20 protein-coding genes are annotated in these 17255 nt (G+C 61.6%); 7 read left to right on the forward strand and 13 right to left on the reverse strand.

All coding sequences use genetic code 11. From position 1 onward, the window contains the following. Positions 1 to 296: 296 nt before the first annotated feature. The 4 genes from ACIPZB_RS19640 (at position 297) to ACIPZB_RS19655 (ending at position 2124) form a co-directional block, all read left to right on the forward strand. Positions 297 to 701, forward strand: coding sequence for a TraR/DksA family transcriptional regulator (locus ACIPZB_RS19640; RefSeq protein ID WP_008099509.1), 405 nt, complete (start codon positions 297 to 299; stop codon positions 699 to 701). A gap of 187 nt (positions 702 to 888) precedes the next feature. Beyond that, positions 889 to 1083: a hypothetical protein gene (locus tag ACIPZB_RS19645; RefSeq protein ID WP_008099511.1), complete on the forward strand. Its 195-nt coding sequence runs from the start codon at positions 889 to 891 to the stop codon at positions 1081 to 1083. Positions 1084 to 1447: 364 nt separating this feature from the next. After that, positions 1448 to 1918: a hypothetical protein gene (locus tag ACIPZB_RS19650; RefSeq protein ID WP_008099512.1), complete on the forward strand. Its 471-nt coding sequence runs from the start codon at positions 1448 to 1450 to the stop codon at positions 1916 to 1918. Next, positions 1915 to 2124: a hypothetical protein gene (locus ACIPZB_RS19655; RefSeq protein WP_400642188.1), complete on the forward strand. Its 210-nt coding sequence runs from the start codon at positions 1915 to 1917 to the stop codon at positions 2122 to 2124. Before ACIPZB_RS19650 ends, ACIPZB_RS19655 begins: the two co-directional genes overlap by 4 nt. A gap of 15 nt (positions 2125 to 2139) precedes the next feature. Here ACIPZB_RS19655 and ACIPZB_RS19660 read toward each other — a convergent pair whose 3' ends face one another. The 7 genes from ACIPZB_RS19660 to ACIPZB_RS19690 all read right to left on the reverse strand — a co-directional run bounded on the left by ACIPZB_RS19660 (position 2140) and on the right by ACIPZB_RS19690 (position 9297). Beyond that, a complete protein-coding gene (locus tag ACIPZB_RS19660) occupies positions 2140 to 2505 on the reverse strand; it encodes a Na+/H+ antiporter subunit G (RefSeq protein ID WP_400642189.1) in 366 nt (121 codons plus the stop codon). Next, positions 2502 to 2780, reverse strand: coding sequence for a K+/H+ antiporter subunit F (locus tag ACIPZB_RS19665; protein ID WP_008099518.1), 279 nt, complete (start codon positions 2778 to 2780; stop codon positions 2502 to 2504). Before ACIPZB_RS19665 ends, ACIPZB_RS19660 begins: the two co-directional genes overlap by 4 nt. Then, entirely contained in the window at positions 2777 to 3265 is a 489-nt protein-coding gene (locus tag ACIPZB_RS19670; RefSeq protein ID WP_400642190.1) for a Na+/H+ antiporter subunit E, read from the reverse strand. The genes ACIPZB_RS19665 and ACIPZB_RS19670 overlap by 4 nt, the downstream gene beginning before the upstream one ends. After that, positions 3262 to 4941 (reverse strand): monovalent cation/H+ antiporter subunit D, encoded by a 1680-nt coding sequence (locus ACIPZB_RS19675; protein WP_400642191.1) that lies wholly within the window; start codon positions 4939 to 4941, stop codon positions 3262 to 3264. Before ACIPZB_RS19675 ends, ACIPZB_RS19670 begins: the two co-directional genes overlap by 4 nt. Beyond that, positions 4938 to 5282 (reverse strand): Na+/H+ antiporter subunit C, encoded by a 345-nt coding sequence (locus ACIPZB_RS19680; protein WP_003250128.1) that lies wholly within the window; start codon positions 5280 to 5282, stop codon positions 4938 to 4940. Before ACIPZB_RS19680 ends, ACIPZB_RS19675 begins: the two co-directional genes overlap by 4 nt. Further along, positions 5282 to 8197 carry a monovalent cation/H+ antiporter subunit A gene (locus tag ACIPZB_RS19685; RefSeq protein WP_008099532.1) on the reverse strand — a complete coding sequence of 972 codons (2916 nt, stop codon included), beginning with the start codon at positions 8195 to 8197 and terminating at the stop codon, positions 5282 to 5284. Before ACIPZB_RS19685 ends, ACIPZB_RS19680 begins: the two co-directional genes overlap by 1 nt. A gap of 149 nt (positions 8198 to 8346) precedes the next feature. After that, positions 8347 to 9297 (reverse strand): DMT family transporter, encoded by a 951-nt coding sequence (locus ACIPZB_RS19690; RefSeq protein ID WP_400642192.1) that lies wholly within the window; start codon positions 9295 to 9297, stop codon positions 8347 to 8349. An 83-nt stretch (positions 9298 to 9380) separates the two neighbouring features. Here ACIPZB_RS19690 and ACIPZB_RS19695 point away from each other — a divergent pair, with 83 nt between their 5' ends. Further along, positions 9381 to 9944, forward strand: a complete 564-nt coding sequence (locus ACIPZB_RS19695; protein WP_400642193.1) for a helix-turn-helix domain-containing protein — start codon at positions 9381 to 9383, stop codon at positions 9942 to 9944. Between the two features lie 67 nt (positions 9945 to 10011). Here ACIPZB_RS19695 and ACIPZB_RS19700 read toward each other — a convergent pair whose 3' ends face one another. Both ACIPZB_RS19700 and soxR read right to left on the reverse strand, forming a co-directional pair. Beyond that, positions 10012 to 10560 (reverse strand): cysteine hydrolase family protein, encoded by a 549-nt coding sequence (locus tag ACIPZB_RS19700; protein WP_400642194.1) that lies wholly within the window; start codon positions 10558 to 10560, stop codon positions 10012 to 10014. 81 nt (positions 10561 to 10641) lie between these two features. Next, positions 10642 to 11112, reverse strand: a complete 471-nt coding sequence (gene soxR, locus ACIPZB_RS19705) for a redox-sensitive transcriptional activator SoxR (RefSeq protein ID WP_400642195.1) — start codon at positions 11110 to 11112, stop codon at positions 10642 to 10644. A gap of 87 nt (positions 11113 to 11199) precedes the next feature. On the opposite strand from soxR, the gene ACIPZB_RS19710 reads away from it, so the two are divergent. After that, positions 11200 to 11580, forward strand: coding sequence for an antibiotic biosynthesis monooxygenase (locus tag ACIPZB_RS19710; protein ID WP_400642196.1), 381 nt, complete (start codon positions 11200 to 11202; stop codon positions 11578 to 11580). On the opposite strand, the gene ACIPZB_RS19715 is transcribed toward ACIPZB_RS19710, so the two are convergent. Both ACIPZB_RS19715 and ACIPZB_RS19720 read right to left on the reverse strand, forming a co-directional pair. Further along, positions 11559 to 12329 carry an alpha/beta hydrolase family protein gene (locus ACIPZB_RS19715; RefSeq protein ID WP_400642197.1) on the reverse strand — a complete coding sequence of 257 codons (771 nt, stop codon included), beginning with the start codon at positions 12327 to 12329 and terminating at the stop codon, positions 11559 to 11561. The genes ACIPZB_RS19710 and ACIPZB_RS19715 overlap by 22 nt on opposite strands. After that, positions 12313 to 13425, reverse strand: a complete 1113-nt coding sequence (locus tag ACIPZB_RS19720) for a DUF3182 family protein (RefSeq protein ID WP_400642198.1) — start codon at positions 13423 to 13425, stop codon at positions 12313 to 12315. Before ACIPZB_RS19720 ends, ACIPZB_RS19715 begins: the two co-directional genes overlap by 17 nt. A 225-nt stretch (positions 13426 to 13650) precedes the next feature. Here ACIPZB_RS19720 and ACIPZB_RS19725 point away from each other — a divergent pair, with 225 nt between their 5' ends. Next, complete coding sequence (locus ACIPZB_RS19725) at positions 13651 to 15459, forward strand: aminopeptidase P family protein (protein ID WP_400642199.1); 1809 nt, start codon at positions 13651 to 13653, stop codon at positions 15457 to 15459. A gap of 54 nt (positions 15460 to 15513) precedes the next feature. Here the strand turns inward: ACIPZB_RS19725 and ACIPZB_RS19730 are convergent, their stop codons facing one another. Beyond that, complete coding sequence (locus ACIPZB_RS19730) at positions 15514 to 15795, reverse strand: hypothetical protein (RefSeq protein ID WP_400642201.1); 282 nt, start codon at positions 15793 to 15795, stop codon at positions 15514 to 15516. A 189-nt stretch (positions 15796 to 15984) separates the two neighbouring features. Further along, on the reverse strand, positions 15985 to 16872 hold the full coding sequence (gene rhtA / locus ACIPZB_RS19735) for a threonine/homoserine exporter RhtA (protein WP_400642203.1): 888 nt from the start codon (positions 16870 to 16872) through the stop codon (positions 15985 to 15987). Positions 16873 to 17255 lie beyond the last annotated feature (383 nt).

Genomic DNA, 17255 nt, shown 5'->3' on the forward strand with positions numbered 1-17255 from the left:
CGTCGAGAGACCCCGCAGAAATAGGGGTGGCCAAGCCGGTGGGGTAGCAGGTTGCTGCCAGTGTCTTCCACTGCCTTGGGGCTGGTTGCCCTGTCGGAAAATGACAGCCGGCAGGCAGTTTCCACCTCATTTCGGTCAAATCCACTGTCATTGGTGTTGCCCCTGGCGACGCGGCGCCTTAGACTTCCGCCCCCTGTAAAAGAGTGCCAGTTGGCGCTTGAAGAATTCCGCTGCCGATGCCAGTGCGTCGGCGGCACCCGAATCGCCCAAATGCACATTTTTTCATAGAGAAATCGATGACCAAGGAACAGTTGCTGGCCATGTCGGCCGATGACTACATGAACGCTGAACAGCTGGCATTCTTCACTGCCCTGCTGCAGGCGATGAAAGTCGAAACCCATGAACGCATCGAGCTGAGCCGCGCCACCATCGAGGGCCTGGACACCCCGTCGGACCCTGCCGATGTGGCTTCGGTCGAGGAAGAGCGTAGCTGGTTGGTCAATGCCATTGACCGCGACCAGCGCTTGTTGCCGCAGCTGGAAATGGCCCTGGATCGGATTACCGACGAGAGCTTCGGCTGGTGCGATGACAGTGGTGAGCCGATTGGTCTGAAGCGTCTGCTGATCAGCCCGACCACCAAATACTGCATCGAAGCCCAGGAGCGCCACGAGCAGCTCGATCGCCACCAGCGGCAGATCTGACCGCGCGGTGTGCGCCAAGCCCCATGGAGCAGTCCTTGGGGCTTTTTGCGTTGCCTGCGGGATACGTCTGTACGGTATTTGTTGCTCGTTGTGTAACGCTGCTGTACTGCAATGCGCTGTTTCTCCCCGGCTGGCGGGGGTATCATGGCTATATCGTTAGGGTGCTAATTATATTCCGGAGGGAATGATGAATAGCCGAGTCGATGTAGCCGTGATGATCGGTACAGGTGTGCCAGCAGCGCTGCAGGCGTTGGGCAAGCGCATTTGCTGGGTGGTGTTGGTCAACGGCGAGCGCCGTGGTACGGCATTCGCCACCCGTGAGGAGGCGCTGGAGTGCCAGTCAGCCTGGTTGCAGCAGTTGCAGAAGGGTCAGGCCGCTTGAATGCGGAGCAAGAAATGCTTTTTAGCGCTCGACGGATTTCGGTGTTTTCGTGCATATTTAATCCCCGGCAATGCGCTACTCGATACCTGCGCCCGATCTGCCGAGGGGTCTGCAGTTATCTATCGCATCTTTCTGGCGGATGTATTTGTCAGGCATAACGCTTCCCGTTCAGGGATCATGTCGAGCGGCTTCATAACGGCCGGGTCTGACAAGCTCGTGTAAAGTTTCCTGCGTGCTGCATCGCCAGCAGGCACAGACGTTTCGCGCTTCGCTTTATTACTCTATTTGCCTATCGAATTGAACAATGGCCGCACCTCACCAAGGTCGAGTGGGGGCGGATGTCACCGATCTGAGGATTACTTCATTGGCAGTCAGTACACTTGATACCCACGCCTTGTTTGCACTTGGCGATTTGCGCGGTAAGTTGGCCAAGCTGTTTCAAGGTCGTTTCGTTTATGTCACCGAACAAAACCCCGAAGGCCTGTACATGGCCGAAATCGACACCGAGAGTGCCTTGGTGGTCGATGACAAGCAGCGCCTTGAGTTGAAGGTGGGCGATCATTTTCGCGCGGCCGTCTTGCCCAGCCGGGAAGGTGGCAAGCTGGAAATGCGCTTTCGTGAAATCAAGCTCAACGTCTATGGTGTGGGCGACTACGCTTTCGTTTCGGTGCCGGAAGGCGAAGGCATCGTATTCCGAGACGGGCAGGGCGTCATGCTGGTTTTCGCGGCTCAACAGCAAGTGCAGGAAGGCCTGGGTAAATTGCTGAAGGCTGTCACGGGCAAGGTCGCGAAATGGCGCAAGGGCGAACTGACCACGTTCAAGGCCAGTGAATGAGTGAACGAGGCGAGGAGCCGGGCACTCGCGCCGCGTTCCATCAGCAGCATCAGGCGGGGGCGACTGCCCTGGCCGAATCACTGTTGGCCCGGCGTGAAACGATGCAGGGTGCCTGGTTGAACTGGGTGGCTGCTCAACTGTACCAGCTCAGCCCACCACCCTACGCCGCCATGGTGCGGCGAGAATTGCAGCGCCTCACCCAGTAGTGAGGCGGGTGCCACTCACTTGCCGCGATGTCTGCCGCTGCTGATTTCTTCCGGCACCGTTTCCTTGGCCATGCGCTTGCGAAACAGCGCTGCCCGGGCAAGCAGCAGCGTAGTGACCGGGACGGTGATGGACAGCAGAATGGGGATAAGCCAGGCATGCAGCACCGGGCTTTGCTTGAGCCACGAAAAATAGATGATCGAAGCCAGCGATACACACCAGGTGCCAATGGTCGAGGCCAGTGCTGGCGGGTGCATACGCTGAAAATAGTCTTTGAGCCGCACCAGGCCGACCGCACCGATCAGGGCGAACAGGCTGCCAAGTAGCAACAGTACGGCGGTGACCAGTTCCAGCCAGAATGGTAGTTCAAGGGTTTGGTTCATTCGATCACCTCGCCACGCAGCAGGAACTTGGCCAGGGCGAACGAGCCGACGAAGCCGAACAGGGCAATCAGCAAGGCGCCTTCGAAGTACGTGTCACTGGCATAGCGAATACCCAGCACCAGCATCATCAGCATGCCTAGGATGTACAGGTAGTCCAGCGCCAGTACCCGGTCCTGGGCGGATGGGCCGCGAAACAGCCGTATCAGCGTCAGCCCCATGGCCAGGGCGAAGATGAACAGGCTGGCGAGAACGGCATTGGCGAGCAGCCCTGTCATTCGAAAATCTCCATCAGCGGGCGTTCATAGGTGTGTTTGAAATGCTCGATGAAGGCCACTTCGTCCTCCAGGTCGAATACGTGCAGCAGTAGCACACTGCGATCCAGGGCCAATTCCGACCAGACCGTACCCGGTACCACGGTGGTGATCATCGACAGCGCCGCCAGGCCGTGGGCATCGCGCAGGTTCAGCGGGATGTGAACGAAGGCCGAACGCGGCGGTTGCTGGCCAGCACGCAGTACGCCACGTGCCACCATAAGATTGGACTGGATCACGTCTAGCCCTACCCGCCCTATCAGCTTTGCGATCACCAGCGGCCGGCGCACATGGGCGTGCTGCGGGCGCAGTGGCGCCATCAGTTGTGGGGCAAGCACTGCCAGTGCGGCAGCGAGCAGCAGGTTGCCAGGGCTGACCGACAGGTTCAGCAGCAACCACAAGAAGAACAATGAGATGGACAGCAGCGGAGCGGGGAACAATCGGCTCATGGCTGCACCTGTTCGTCGAGTGTGGTCGGGCCGGGTATGGGACGCGCTGCCATCACCGCTTCGATGTAGCGATCCGGCGTTTGCAGGCTGGCGGCGGTGTCCTGGGTGTAGCGCAGCAACGGCTCGGCCTTGAAGCTGAGAATGATGCACAGGCCCAGCAGAATGACGATCGGCAGGCACTCGTTGCGATGCAGCACAGGCGAAGGGCGCTCTTCGGGTTTCCAGAAGCGCTGGATGCCCACGCGGCCGAATGCGATCAGCGAAGCCATGCCCGACAAAACGAGCAAGGAAACCAACCCCCAGCCTGCTGCGGACAGCGGCTGATCGGCTGGAACACCCAGCCCCAGCGGATTGAACAGCGCGCTCATCAGGTTGAGTTTGCCGACGAAGCCGGACAGTGGCGGCATGCCGATGATCAGCAGGGCGCAGGCGATGAAACTGAGACCGAGGAAGGCCATGGTCCAGGGGATGATTTGGCCGATCACAACCTTTTGGTCGTCGTCGAGGTTGATCCCCTTGGGTGGGTGCAATGACTCGAGCGGCGATGGAATGGCGTCCTCTTCTTCATCCAGCGGTACTTCATTGGCCGAGCGCGAGCGCTCGACCAGTTCGGCGAGCAGGAACAGCGCGCACAGCGCCAGGGTCGAGTTCACCAGGTAGAACAGTGCCGCGCCTGTCAGGGCCGGTTGGGCGAAGCCGACAGCCCCGAGCAGCGTGCCTGCGGAGACCAGAATGCTCAGCGCGGCCATTCGCTCCAGCCGCTGGGCTGCCAGTATCGACACTGCCGCTACGGCCAGGGTGGCCAGGCCACCGTAGACCAGCCATTGCCCGCCAAAATGTGCCGATGCGCCCGCTTGCCCGGAGAACAGCAAGGTCCACAAGCGCAGTACGGCATACAGGCCGACCTTGGTCATGATGGCGAACAGCGCTGCCACTGGCGCGCTGGCCGAGGCGTAGGCGGGGACCAGCCAGAAGTTCAGCGGCCAGATCCCGGCCTTCACCAGGAACGCCATGGCCAGCACCGCCGCCCCAGCGTGCAGGAGGCCGCGGTCGGCTTCCGGTACCAGCGGAATCTTCAGGGCCAGGTCGGCCATGTTGAGGGTGCCGGTAACGCCATAGAGCATGGCTGCGCCGATCAGGAACAACGACGAGGCAAACAGGTTGATGGCAATGTAGTGCAGACCTGCTCGCACCCTCGCTCGGCCCGACCCATGCAGCAACAGGCCGTATGAGGCCGCCAGAAGCACTTCGAAGAACACGAACAGGTTGAACAGGTCGGCGGTGAGGAAGGCGCCGTACAGGCCCATCAGTTGGATCTGGAACAACGCATGAAAGCTCGCGCCGGCACTGGCCCAGCGGACGCGGGCGAACAACAGCGCGCAGACACCGATCACCCCGGTCAGGGTCAGCAACAGTGCCGAAAGGTGGTCAAGCACCAGCACGATGCCAAACGGCGCCGGCCAGTTGCCGGGCAGGTAGACGCCGATCGACTCCGCCTGGCCCTGGGTGCGTACCCACAACAGCAGGCAAACTGCAATGGCAAGGCCGGTGAAGGTGGACAGCAGGTTGAGGCGCCCCTTGAGCTGGCGATGCTTTTCGCCTAGCAACAGCATCAGCGCCGCAGTCAGCAGCGGCAGCAGTATGGGGGCGACGATCAGTTGACCCATGCCTGTCATTCGTCACGCTCCCGGCCATCCACGTGGTCGGTACCGGTCAGGCCGCGCGATGCCAGCAGCACCACCAGGAACAAGGCGGTCATGGCGAAGCTGATGACGATCGCGGTCAGCACCAGCGCCTGGGGCAACGGGTCGGTGTAATGCAGCAGGTCCTGGGTTACCCCGTCCTTGATGATCGGTTCCTTGCCGATGAACAGGCTGCCCATGCTGAAGATGAACAAGTTGACTCCATACGACAGCAGGCACAGGCCCATGATCACCTGGTAGGTGCGTGGGCGCAGGATCAACCACACCCCCGAGGCGGCCAGTACGCCGATGGCGACTGCGATGACTTCTTCCATCAGGCGGCTCCTGCTTGACTGGTTTTCGACGGATTGCCCGGGCGATAGGCGCGTACCGATTGGTGCGCCAGGGCAGTGAGGATCAGCAGGGTCGAGCCGACCACCACGGTGTACACGCCGATGTCGAAGAACAGCGCACTGGCCACGTGCACATCGCCCAGCAACGGCAGGTGCAGGTGGGCGGTATGGGTGGTGAGGAACGGGTAGCCCAGCAGCATGGCGCCCACCCCGGTCAGGGTGGCGCACAGCAGGCCGGTGCCCATCCAGCGCAGCGGCCGCAGGCTCATCTGAGCCTCGACCCACTGGGTGCCGGCGACCATGTACTGCAGAATGAACGCCACCGACATGACCAGCCCGGCGACGAAGCCACCGCCTGGTTGGTTATGGCCACGCATGAACAGGTACATCGAAACCAGCAGGGCGATCGGCAGCAGCAAGCGCACCAGCACCGCGGGCACCATCATGAAGCCCAGCGCGGTGTCGCTGGCATGCCGCGGGTTGATCAGGTCGGTTACCACGTCGGGTGCCAGCAGGCGCTGCTGGGCTGGCAGCTGCATGCTCTCCTTGGGTGGGCGGAAGCGGCGCAGCAAGGCGAAGACGGTGATCGCCACGGCTACCAGCACAGTGATCTCACCGAGGGTATCGAAGCCACGGAAGTCAACGAGCATCACGTTGACCACGTTGGTGCCGCCGCCTTGGGGCAGGGCCCGGCTCAGATAGAACGAGGAAATATCGTTGGGTGTCGGCCGCGTCAGCATGGCGTAGGACAGCACGGCCATGCCGGTGCCGACCAGCACGGCGAGCAACAGGTCGCGCAGGCGCCGAATGCGTGCACGGTCCAGGCTGCCCGGTAGGGGCGAGACGCCTTCGATACGGCGTGGCAGCCAACGCAGGCCGAGCAGGATCAGCACCGTGGTGACCACTTCCACCACCAGCTGGGTCAGCGCCAGGTCGGGCGCCGAGAACCACACGAAGGTGATGCAGGTCATCAGGCCGCAGACGCCGACCATGATCAAGGCGGCCAGGCGGTGGTACTTGGCCTGGTAGGCGGCCCCGATGGCGCAGGCAATGGCGATCAGCCACAGCGCGACGAACACGCCGGAGCCAGGAATCTTCGGTCGATCCCCCCAGCTAAGGCCGCTGTACAGCATGGGCGTGAGCCCGGCGAGAAACGCTGCCAGTACCAGCATGAACAACTGCGATTGCAGTCGGCGGCTGGTCAGCAGCCTCTCGGCCCGTCGGGCCAACAGCATCAGGCGCGCCTGGCCGTGTTCGAACAGGCGCTTGCCATTGAAGCGCTCGATCAGCGGGGGGTAGGGGAAGCGTCCGAGGCGTAGCTGGTTGCGCAGCAGCAGGTACAGCACGACGCCACCGCTCATGGCCACCAGGCTCATGATCAGCGGGGCGTTCCAGCCATGCCAGATGGCCAGGCTGTATTCCGGCAGCGTGCCGCCTACCACGGGCAATGCGGCGGCGGCCAGCAGCGGGCCGACCGACTGGGCAGGGAAAATACCCACCACCAGGCAGGTGAGCACCAGCAGTTCGACGGGGGCGCGCATCCAGCGTGGCGGTTCATGGGGTGTGTGCGGCAGATCTTGCGCGGTAGGGCCGAAGAACACGTCGACGGTAAAGCGCAGGGCGTAGGCGACGCTGAAAGTGCCGGCAAGGGTGGCGATGACTGGAAGCGTGGCTTCGACCCAGGCAGTGGAGGAGATGAACACGGTTTCGGCAAAGAACATTTCCTTGGACAGGAAACCGTTCATCAGTGGCACTCCCGCCATCGAGGCACTGGCCACCATGGCCAGCGTCGCGGTGTAGGGAACCAGTCGGATCAGGCCGCTCAGGCGGCGAATGTCGCGGGTGCCGCTCTCGTGGTCGATGATGCCGGCGGCCATGAACAGCGAGGCCTTGAAAGTGGCATGGTTGAGGATGTGGAACACCGCGGCGACGGCTGCCAGCGGGCTGTTGAGGCCCAGCAGCAGGGTAATCAGGCCGAGGTGGCTGATGGTCGAGTAGGCCAGCAGGCCTTTGAGGTCGTTCTGGAACATGGCCGCGAAGGCGCCCAGCAGTAGCGTCAGCGCGCCGGCACCACCGACGATCCAGAACCACTCTTCGCTGCCGGAAAGCACTGGCCACAGCCGCGCCAGCAAGAACACCCCGGCCTTGACCATGGTCGCCGAGTGCAAGTAGGCAGAAACCGGTGTCGGCGCCGCCATGGCGTGGGGCAGCCAGAACTGGAAGGGAAACTGCGCACTCTTGCTGAGCGCGCCGATCAGGATCAAGGGCAGCAATACCGGATACAACGCGTGCTGGCGGACGGTCTCGCCGGCGACCAGGACCTTGTCCAGGTCGTAGCTGCCGACCACATGCCCGAGCAGCAAGGCGCCCACCAGCAGGCACAACCCGCCGGCGCCGGTAACCATGAGGGCCATGTAGGCCCCGCGGCGGGCGTCAGCGCGGTGGTGCCAGTAGCCAATCAGCAGGAACGAGAAAAGGCTGGTCAGTTCCCAGAAGAACACCAGTTGGATCAGGTTGCCGGAAATCACCAGGCCGAGCATGGCCCCCATGAACGCCAGGAAGAACGCGAAGAAGCGCGGTACCGGGTCCTGTGGCGACATATAGTAGCGCGCATACAGTGACACCAGCGCGCCGATGCCCAGCACCAGCAGCGAGAACAACCAAGCGAAGCCGTCCATGCGCAGCACCAGGTTCAACCCCAGGCTGGGCAACCAGAGAAATTCTTCGCGGATCACCCCGCCATGGGCGATCTGGGGGTACAGCAGTGCTACCTGGACCGTGCCGACCAGGGCCACGAGTCCTGCGAGGATGGACTCGGCGTTACGTGCGTTGTGCGGCAGCACAGCTGCCAGGCAACTGCCCACGAACGGCAGAAGCAGTAGCACTATCAATGACATAGCGTTCTATTCTGGAGAGGTTTGCAAGGATCATACGTGCCGAGCAGTTGATCACCAACACGCAAGCTGTCGCAGAATCATACAAACAGGGTGTGACACGCAGCTTTTTTATAACAGTTTTTTACGAAGCATAGCTGCAGTTGCGCGGTTTACAGGCCGGGTTCGCGTTCTCGGTCGTGCGCGATTTCGATTTCTTCGGCAGTCTCACGAGTGCGTCGGATTTTCAGTTCGCTCACCACAACGGCCATCACGATCAACAGTCCGCCCAGCAGCGCCACGCCTGGCAGGCGCTCGCCGGCGATGCGCCCGACGACCCCGGCCCATACCGGTTCACCGGCGTAGATCAACGTGGCGCGGGTGGGCGAAACCGATTGCTGGGCCCAGTTCATCGCGACCTGGATCACCGCGCTCATCGCGCCCAGGCCGAGGGCACTGAGCAGCAGCAGCCACGAGAAATCTGGGAGACGCTCCTGGGTCGGAACGATCATCAGGAAAGACAGCAACGAGGCGGTGGCCAGTTGCACCACGGTGACCCGGCGGACATCGACCTGGCCGGCGTAGCGACTGATCAGGATGATTTCGCCGGCGATGGCCACGGCACTTACCAGCGTTACCACTTCGCCTTCACTGAAGTGCAGTGCACCCCCCTCGGGACCGGCCAGCAGCATCAGGCCGATGAACGCCAGGCAGATGCCGATGCTCGGCATCAACCCTGGGCGTCGACCCAGCACCAGCCACTGCAGCAGCGGCACGAACGGCACATAGAGCGCGGTGATGAACGCCGACTGGCTGCTGCTGATGGTCTGCAGGCCCATGGTCTGCAAGCCGTAACCGAGCATGATGGTGATGCCGATCAGCACACCGGCCTTCAGTTCGGTGAAGGTCAGCCCAGACAGCGAGCGCGCCGACACCAGGCCCACGAACAATGTCGCTGCGGCAAAACGCAGGCCGACGAAGAACATCGGGCCGCTGACGGTCATGACATTGTGCACCAGCAAGAAGGTGCCGCCCCACAGCATGGTGATGAATACCAGCACCATCTCGGCCTTGCTCAGGCGAAAGGACAGGGAGGTCTTTGGGCTGCTGGTCGGCTGGCTCATGCGCTTGCACACTCGAAGGGGTCGGCGCACAATCGGCGCAAAGTGGGCAGTATACTGCGCAACCTGGGTAAGTGAGCAATATAGTGCACAAAGATTCCACGCATCGCGCGTCAGTGCTGCAGCATGTCAGCTTCAATGTCCGCAGCCTGCGCAACGCCGCTTCGATGAGCCAGACAACCCTGGCGGAGCGCTCAGGAGTCAGCCGGCGCATGCTGGTGGCGATCGAGGCTGGTGAGAAGAATGTCAGCCTGACGACCCTTGACCTGATTGCCGAAGCCCTCGGCGTAGCTTTCAGCACGCTGATTCAGGCGCCCGACCGGCGTGACCCTGGTCGCATCGACGAGCTGGCCTGGGCTGGAGAGCATCCGCAGAGCAGGGCGGTGCTGCTGGCCAGCAGCGCGGCCCGGCGGGAAGTAGAAATCTGGGAATGGACCCTGGCTCCCGGGGAGTGCTATGTCAGCGAGGCCGATGCAGAGGGCTGGAGCGAGCAGATCTACGTGGCCGAAGGGCAGCTTACCCTGATCATCGAAGGGGTCGAGCGTTGTCTGCAAGTTGGCCAGTTCCACGTGTTTCCCAGCGACTGTCACTACGCTTACCGCAACGATGGCGCCGTGATCACGCGCTTCGTGCGCAACGTGGTGATTTGAGCGCGACTCTGTGCCGACCGCTTCGCGGGCTTGCCCTTGAAGGGGGCGGCACGGGTGATACTCGCGTTCAGTGGCCCAGCAACTCGTCAGTCTTCACAACTCTGGCATAGGCAAACGCCAGTGCGGCCATTGCCGAGGCATGCACATCAGCCGCCGGTACTTGCTTGCCGTCGAAGTCCAGCGGCAGCGTGGCACAAGCGTCATGTGCGACGGTGACGTCATAACCATAATCGGCGGCGGCTCGCGTCGCTGCGTCGATGCACATATGGCTCATGCTGCCAACGATGGTCAGCGCCTGGATGCCGTTTTGGTCCAGGGTGCTCTTGAGCGGGGTATCGCGAAACGCATTGACCTTGTGCTTGAGTACCACGGGTTCGCCGTCCAGCGGTCGGACTTTGCTGTGAATGGCCGCGCCTTGCGATTCGGGGGCGAAGAACGGTGCGTCGGCGCTTTCGAACTCATGCCGCACATGCACTACCAGGTCGCCCCGCTGGCGGGCCGCCGCCAGCAGTCGTGCGGCATTGTCGGCTGCCTGCTCGGCACCGTCGAGGGTCCATTTGCCGCCGGGGAAATAGTCATTCTGGATGTCGATGATGATCAACGCCTGCTTGCTCATGTCGCCTCCTGAGGCAATTGTTGTGGCTAGACGCTAGTTATAGGCGCTTCACAGCCGCGCTGCCGCACAGTAATGGCACCTTCACAGCGGCTCTGGATGCGCTGGCGGATGCGGCCCAGGTCCCACTTGGGCCAGATGATCCTGGCGGTTGCGCAGTGGGCACTCCTTCAGAGACAAGCAGCCACAGCCAATGCAGCCATCCAGTTGGTCGCGCAGGAGGGTCATCTCATCGATGCGGCGGTTAAGGTCTTCACGCCAGCGCGCTGACAATCGTTGCCAATCCTCGGCAGTTGGCGTGTGGTCGTTCGGCAATGTGGCCAGCGCGGTGGCTATATCCACCAACGGGATACCCAGGCGCTGGGCCATCTTGATGACCGCCACCCGCCGCAGCATCGCTCTCGGGTACCGGCGCTGGTTACCGGTATTGCGGCTGCTGTGGATCAGTCCTTTGGTTTCATAGAAGTGCAGGGCGGTGACGGCCACGCCGCTGCGTGCGGCCAACTGGCCGACGCTGAGTTGCTTTTCCTGCGCTTCGGACGGTTTGCGTGGCATGTGGAAAAAGCTCTTGACCTTGAGTTAACTCGAGGTTTTACCCTGCTGGCCATCGCGCTGCAAGCGTTCAGAGCAAGGAGACTGACCATGACGGCTACGCCGCTTTCCCTGTGGTTTACCCAGATGATCGAATACGAGGTGCCGGTTTCTCGCCAGGCGGCGTTGGCCGAGGCTCTGGTCACGCGCAGCGAGGAACTGGCCTTGCGTTGCGAGGGTCTGCAAGGGGTCAGTGTCCAGGCCAGTGATGACGGCAGTCGGGTGCTGCAGTACTTGCAGTGGCAGTCGCGCCAGGCGTGGGCATCGGCGGCACACAGCTTTGCCGATGAGCCTTTTCTCGACTTGCTCAGCCTGCATCAGGCGCGCGGCGTGAACTTTACCGCCTATCAGGCGCTACGCAGCCTGGTGCGCGACGTCGATGGCGGCTTGCATTGCCAGGTGGGCGAGCTTCAGGCGTACCACGGCGCGTAGTGCGGGTAGCGGTCCAGGCGCGCGCCAATCACCATCTCGCTGATCCACGCAGCCAGAATTGAGCTGTAGGATTTCTGGCTTTCTTCGCTGGAGAGCGCATGGTCTGCACCATCGACGATACGGTGGGTGAGCGAGTGGGCACTGACGAATGCCGAGCGATAGCTCATCAGCGTGGTGTGCGGCACATAATCGTCCTGCTCGGACTCTACCAGCAGCACATCGCCAGTGAATTCCGCGCAGGCCGCAAGCGCTCGGTTATCGGCCGGGCCGAGCTGGCGCTGGCGGTAGGCATTGAGGCGCTGGCGGTCGAGGGTCTGCTTGGGGGTGTCCCATTCCTCGTCCCAATACATTGCCGGTACCCGCAAGGCCAGCCATTTCACCGGTCGCTGGAGGGTCAGCAGGGTGGCCAGGTAACCGCCATAGCTGCTGCCGATGATCGCGATGGCGGTGCTGTCCACCGAGGGGTGGTTGGCCAGGCAGTCGTAGGCAGCAAGCAGGTCATTGAGGTTCTGCTCGCGGGTGACGGTCAGCCGTTGGCTTTCAGTCTTCTCATGGCCGCGCAGGTCGAACGTCATGCATACGCATCCCAGCCCGGTAATATGCCTGGCACGGGCCAGGTCACGCTGCTGGCTGCCACCCCAGCCGTGGACGAACAGAATGCCCGGCATCTTGCTACCGGGGCTGACCAGCGTGCCGACGATGCTGTCGTTTTCCACTTGCAGTTCTACGGTTTCACTCTGAATGGTCATGCTCGCGAATCCGCGCGAATTTGCTGAGTTGTCCGAGTTCACTGTCGTTTCCTTGGTAGAAGAGGGTGGCGTCAGCGGGTAGATCGGGTGTGCCGAACACCTCGTGGGTGGACGCACGTACCCGCTGCAAAGCGGGGTCTGCGGCAAATGCCTGCAAGGCCAGGAGTTCTGCACTGCTCGCCCCGCCCAGGCGCCAGGACTGTTCGAGCACGCCGCTGCGCAGATGGCCATGAGGGTTGTTGCCCCGGGCGATGTCATAGTTGCGGCGGGATGCGATGAAGCCAGGAAAGTGCTGCTCGGCTGCCTGCTCGTAGGTGATGGCCTGGTTGATCGCCAGGCGCAGGTGGTCCTCCAGCGCAAGCTGCAGTAAGTCTTGGTAACCGCCGCGTACCACCACCAGCTCGGAGCCGCCGTAGACTTCGATACCTTGGTGGTCGCGGGTCAATTGCTGGGTGCCGTGGTAGCTGCAAGTCAGCCCGGCGACACTGACCTGGCCGACACTGAACGTCTGCACATCGCTCAGGTCCTCCTCAAGCACCAGGCCCCATAGCGCCAGTTCCTGGTCATCGATGTTGACCAGTAGCGGTTCCAGCTCATCGAGTTGGGTGAGCACCTGCTGCCCGCGCCCGGCACAGGCCAGCACGGGTTTGAGCCGCAATGGCCCTTCTAGCAGCAGTAGCTGCGCGGCGCGGCGGGCATCGGCTTTACTGAACACGGTGTAGCCACGCAGCAGGGCATCACTGGCTTGCAGCGCGAAGGCGTCGGTCCAGCCTGGTGGGAAGCTGGCATTGGCCGGCAAGGGGTGGGAGATCGCTTTGGTGGCCATGTACGGATGACTGACCAGGCCACCGAACAAGTCCTGTTCGGTGCGGATCCCCATCACGGCATGGCGGTCCGGGCCGATCAAGGTTTCGGTAGGCAGGTAATAGTAGTTGTCCACACTGCTGGGTGGTTGCGCGGGTTGCACGACTGCGCAACCCAGCAATTGCGCCAGGCCGGCAGCGAGCTTGAGATGAACCGCGTGCTCGTGCTCCGGGGTGTGCTCGCGGGTATCGAGGAGAACGACAGCATTCTTCCGGTCGCAGGCGCTGGACATGGGCGTCGACCTGTGTGCAAGGAATGTACTGGTTGTGAAGCTTGGGTTGGCGGGAAGTTCAGCTGAAGTCGATCGAAGGTATCGGTGTGCTTGTAGGAATGATCCTATTTGCAGGTGGCGTCCAGGCTTTGCGGGCCGTGCCCAGGTCGCCACGATTGCAGCGCTGGGGTGGCTGTTCCATTATCGTCATCCTGGATTAACCACGATGTATCCGCAGGAGTGCGCATGAACGTTCAGACCACGATTGAGCAGAGTGTGCCGGAGCGCGTGGCGCGTGTGCGCCAAGTGATGGCCGAGGAGGGCATTGATGCCCTGCTGGTGCCCTCGGCCGACCCCCATCTGTCCGAGTACCTGCCGGGGTACTGGCAGGGGCGCCGCTGGTTGTCCGGCTTCGATGGCTCGGTGGGGACCCTGGTGGTCACTGCTGATTTTGCCGGTCTGTGGGCCGACAGCCGTTACTGGGAGCAGGCCGAGAAAGAGCTGGCTGGCAGTGGTATCGAGCTCATGAAGCTGCAGCCAGGCAAGCCGGGTGCACTGGAATGGTTGGGCGACAATGTCGTCACCCAGGGCACCGTGGCCGTGGATGGCGCGGTCATGGCCCTGGCCTCGGCGCGTCAGCTCGAAGAGCGCTTGGCCGTTCGTGGCATCCGCCTGGTGACTGACAACGACGTGTTGGCCACGGTCTGGGAGGGGCGTCCGACACTGCCTGGTAACCCGGTCTACCAGCACCTTGCGCCCCACGCCACGGTCAGTCGGGAGGAAAAGCTCGCCCAGTTGCGCAGCACCTTGAAGGAGAAGGGGGCCGATTGGCACTTCCTCGCGACCCTTGATGACATCGCTTGGCTGTTCAACTTGCGCGGCAGCGATGTTTCCTACAATCCGGTGTTCGTTTCCTTCGCGCTGATCGGCCAGGCGCAGGCCATTTTGTTCGTCGGGGCGGATAAGCTAGATGAGCACTTGCGTCATGTGCTTCAGGCCGACGGTATTGAAGTGCGTGATTACTCACAGGTTGACCAGGCACTCGCAGCCTTGGCGCCGGCCAGCCGTTTGCTGGTCGACCCCGCGCGGGCGACCTGCGGTTTGCTGAAGAACCTGGATGCCCAGGTGCAGTTGGTCGAGGGGCTGAACCCCACCACGCTGAGTAAATCACGTAAAACCGAAGAAGAGCTGGTGCATATCCGCCGGGTCATGGAGCAGGATGGCGCGGCGCTGTGCGAATTCTTCGCCTGGTTCGAAGCGCATCTGGGCGCACAGGTCATTACCGAGCTGACCGTCGATGAGCAATTGAGTGCTGCGCGGGCCCGTCGACCTGATTTCGTTTCGTTGAGTTTCTCCACCATTGCCGCCTTCAACGGAAACGGCGCGATGCCGCATTACCGGGCAACCGAGCAGTCCCACGCGGTGATCGAAGGTAATGGCCTGCTGTTGATCGATTCGGGAGGGCAGTACCTGGGCGGGACCACTGATATCACCCGGATGATCCCGGTGGGTACGCCGACTCTCGAGCAGAAGCAGGATTGCACGCGAGTGCTGAAAGGGATGATCGCACTGTCGCGTGCCACGTTTCCTCGCGGGATCCTCTCTCCGTTGCTCGATGCCATTGCGCGTGCGCCGATTTGGGCGGATCAGGTCGACTATGGCCATGGTACCGGGCATGGCGTGGGCTACTTCATGAACGTGCATGAAGGGCCGCAGGTGATCGCCTACCAGGCGGCGACCACGCCTCAGACAGCTATGCAGGCGGGAATGATCAGCTCGATCGAGCCAGGCACTTATCGCCCAGGCGCTTGGGGCGTGCGTATCGAGAACCTGGTAGTGAACCGTGAGGCCGGCACGACGGCGTTCGGTGACTTCCTGAGTTTCGAGACCTTGACGTTGTGCCCTATCGATACTCGCTGTCTGGTGCCGGAGCTGCTGGCACGGGAAGAGCTCGACTGGCTCAATCGTTATCACGCGACCGTGCGCGAGCGTCTGGCGCCATTACTTGAAGGTGCTGCACTGGAATGGCTGCAAGTTCGCACGGCACCGCTATGAAGGGCGTGGCGGGAATGGAATGAAAGAAGGGCAGCTCACAGGCTGCCCTTCTTGCTACTTGCAGATGATGATCATGCTACGACTGGTATAACCGGCTGGGTTGATGCCGAACAGGTAATCGCCCGGCTCTTCGTCGGTATCCCCAGAGCGCGCGATGACCTTGTAGCCCCGTGCGCTGCAGGCCGCGGTAGCCTTGCTGTAGCACTTGTCCCACGACGAGGACAGGCCCGAGCAGTTGATATGCAGGCCCTTTTTCCCTTTTTTGACCTCGGTCTTGGCCGTAGCGGCACATCCTGCAATGACCAGGACCGCCAGGATGAGCAAAATACGTTTCATTCCTGTCCTTAATTGCAGGGCTGAGCACACGCCTTACCCTGTCATTATCGCTTCGGTGTTTCGTGAATACTCCCCGGCATCCATGTGCATCAAGTAGATAGCGTGAAGATGATGCTTGTGTGACAGCTTAATCAGCGGGGCGAGTCGCCACAATGGTTAATCCTGCAGCAAATGTAAATATGTCTCAATTCAGTCGGCAGCAACGGCTGGGTTACTGTCGCGGCCCATTGAAAGCGTGGCGCCTGCCGAAGCCGCGATGATAGCGAGAATCGCCAGCCATTGTGTCGTAGTCAGTACTTCGCCGAGGAACAGCAACCCTGAAAGTGCGCCAATTGCAGGTTCGATGCTCATCAATGTGCCGAAGGTGCGTGCCGGCATGCGGGTCAGGGCAACCATTTCCAGGCTATAGGGTAATGCCGTCGAGAGAATGGCAACACCGAGCGCCATCGGGATGAGCGCAGGTGTGAGCAATGCGCTGCCGGCATGGACGATACCAATAGGCGCTACGAACAGAGCGGCCACCACGACACCCAGTGCGGCGCTTTGAATGCCGTGCTCCGCGCCGGCGCGCTGTCCGAATAGAATGTACAGTGCCCAGCAGACACCGGCCCCCAGCGCATAGCCCACGCCAACCAGGTCGAGGGATTGGCCAGTTTGACCGACCGGAATGAGCAGCAGCAGGCCGGCAACTGCGAGTGCAATCCACAGGAAGTCGAGCACGCGGCGTGAGGCGAAAAGCGCCACGGCCAATGGTCCGGTGAACTCCAAGGCAACGGCGATACCCAGCGGAGTGGTCTGCAGGGCCATATAGAAGAGGAAGTTCATCCCCCCTAGGGCCATGCCGTAGATGACCACATTGCGCAGTGTGGTTGCCGTCATCCGTACACGCCACGGGCGCAGGATCATCAGCATGATAATGCTGGCGAAAACCAGGCGCAGGGTCGTAGTGCCTTGTGCGCCAACGATCGGGAACATGCTTTTGGCCAATGAGGCGCCGGACTGTATGGATGCCATGGCGATGAGCAGCAGGCCGATGGGGAATAGCGTTGTGGCCAGGCTGCGAGGCTGGGTGTTCATTTGCGGGAGGCAATCCTTGAGGAGGGTAGGGCGGTGTGCACTATAGTGCGCAATTGCTGGGGTAGGGGCAAGGGTGTACACCGGATCTCAATGGAGCAGAAGATGCCGTGGCAAGCACCTGGCGGCCTTGATACGGTCTTCGCTCAGGATATTTCAAATAAATGAAATTAAGGGTTGACCAAGTTTCAGATCTCCTTATAATGCGCCCCACTTCCAGCGTAGTCGGAACGAGAAACTCCTTGAGATTCAAAGAGTTAATCGAGCCAGGTGGTACTGGAAGTGCTTCGGTCGAATGATCGATAGCGGTTGAAAAGGTGGTTGACAGCGCTTCTAAACGCTGTATGATTCGCCTCCCGCTACGAGAGATCGCAGCGTTGCCAAGT

Origin of the sequence: Pseudomonas sp. NPDC089396, assembly GCF_044749545.1 — a bacterium.
Taxonomy (GTDB): domain Bacteria; phylum Pseudomonadota; class Gammaproteobacteria; order Pseudomonadales; family Pseudomonadaceae; genus Aquipseudomonas.

Excerpts from the sequence above, each read along its gene's own strand:
- ACIPZB_RS19640 (WP_008099509.1), top strand. The coding sequence starts at position 297 with ATGACCAAGGAACAGTTGCTGGCCATGTCGGCCGATGACTACATGAAC.
- ACIPZB_RS19715 (WP_400642197.1), bottom strand. The coding sequence starts at position 12,329 with ATGACCATTCAGAGTGAAACCGTAGAACTGCAAGTGGAAAACGACAGC.
- rhtA (WP_400642203.1), bottom strand. The coding sequence starts at position 16,872 with ATGAACACCCAGCCTCGCAGCCTGGCCACAACGCTATTCCCCATCGGC.
- ACIPZB_RS19670 (WP_400642190.1), bottom strand. The coding sequence starts at position 3,265 with ATGAGCCGATTGTTCCCCGCTCCGCTGCTGTCCATCTCATTGTTCTTC.
- ACIPZB_RS19730 (WP_400642201.1), bottom strand. The coding sequence starts at position 15,795 with ATGAAACGTATTTTGCTCATCCTGGCGGTCCTGGTCATTGCAGGATGT.
- ACIPZB_RS19645 (WP_008099511.1), top strand. The coding sequence starts at position 889 with ATGAATAGCCGAGTCGATGTAGCCGTGATGATCGGTACAGGTGTGCCA.
- ACIPZB_RS19725 (WP_400642199.1), top strand. The coding sequence starts at position 13,651 with ATGAACGTTCAGACCACGATTGAGCAGAGTGTGCCGGAGCGCGTGGCG.
- ACIPZB_RS19685 (WP_008099532.1), bottom strand. The coding sequence starts at position 8,197 with ATGTCATTGATAGTGCTACTGCTTCTGCCGTTCGTGGGCAGTTGCCTG.
- ACIPZB_RS19720 (WP_400642198.1), bottom strand. The coding sequence starts at position 13,425 with ATGTCCAGCGCCTGCGACCGGAAGAATGCTGTCGTTCTCCTCGATACC.
- ACIPZB_RS19710 (WP_400642196.1), top strand. The coding sequence starts at position 11,200 with ATGACGGCTACGCCGCTTTCCCTGTGGTTTACCCAGATGATCGAATAC.
- soxR (WP_400642195.1), bottom strand. The coding sequence starts at position 11,112 with ATGCCACGCAAACCGTCCGAAGCGCAGGAAAAGCAACTCAGCGTCGGC.
- ACIPZB_RS19700 (WP_400642194.1), bottom strand. The coding sequence starts at position 10,560 with ATGAGCAAGCAGGCGTTGATCATCATCGACATCCAGAATGACTATTTC.
- ACIPZB_RS19665 (WP_008099518.1), bottom strand. The coding sequence starts at position 2,780 with ATGACAGGGCTGCTCGCCAATGCCGTTCTCGCCAGCCTGTTCATCTTC.
- ACIPZB_RS19675 (WP_400642191.1), bottom strand. The coding sequence starts at position 4,941 with ATGACAGGCATGGGTCAACTGATCGTCGCCCCCATACTGCTGCCGCTG.
- ACIPZB_RS19680 (WP_003250128.1), bottom strand. The coding sequence starts at position 5,282 with ATGGAAGAAGTCATCGCAGTCGCCATCGGCGTACTGGCCGCCTCGGGG.
- ACIPZB_RS19655 (WP_400642188.1), top strand. The coding sequence starts at position 1,915 with ATGAGTGAACGAGGCGAGGAGCCGGGCACTCGCGCCGCGTTCCATCAG.
- ACIPZB_RS19690 (WP_400642192.1), bottom strand. The coding sequence starts at position 9,297 with ATGAGCCAGCCGACCAGCAGCCCAAAGACCTCCCTGTCCTTTCGCCTG.
- ACIPZB_RS19660 (WP_400642189.1), bottom strand. The coding sequence starts at position 2,505 with ATGAACCAAACCCTTGAACTACCATTCTGGCTGGAACTGGTCACCGCC.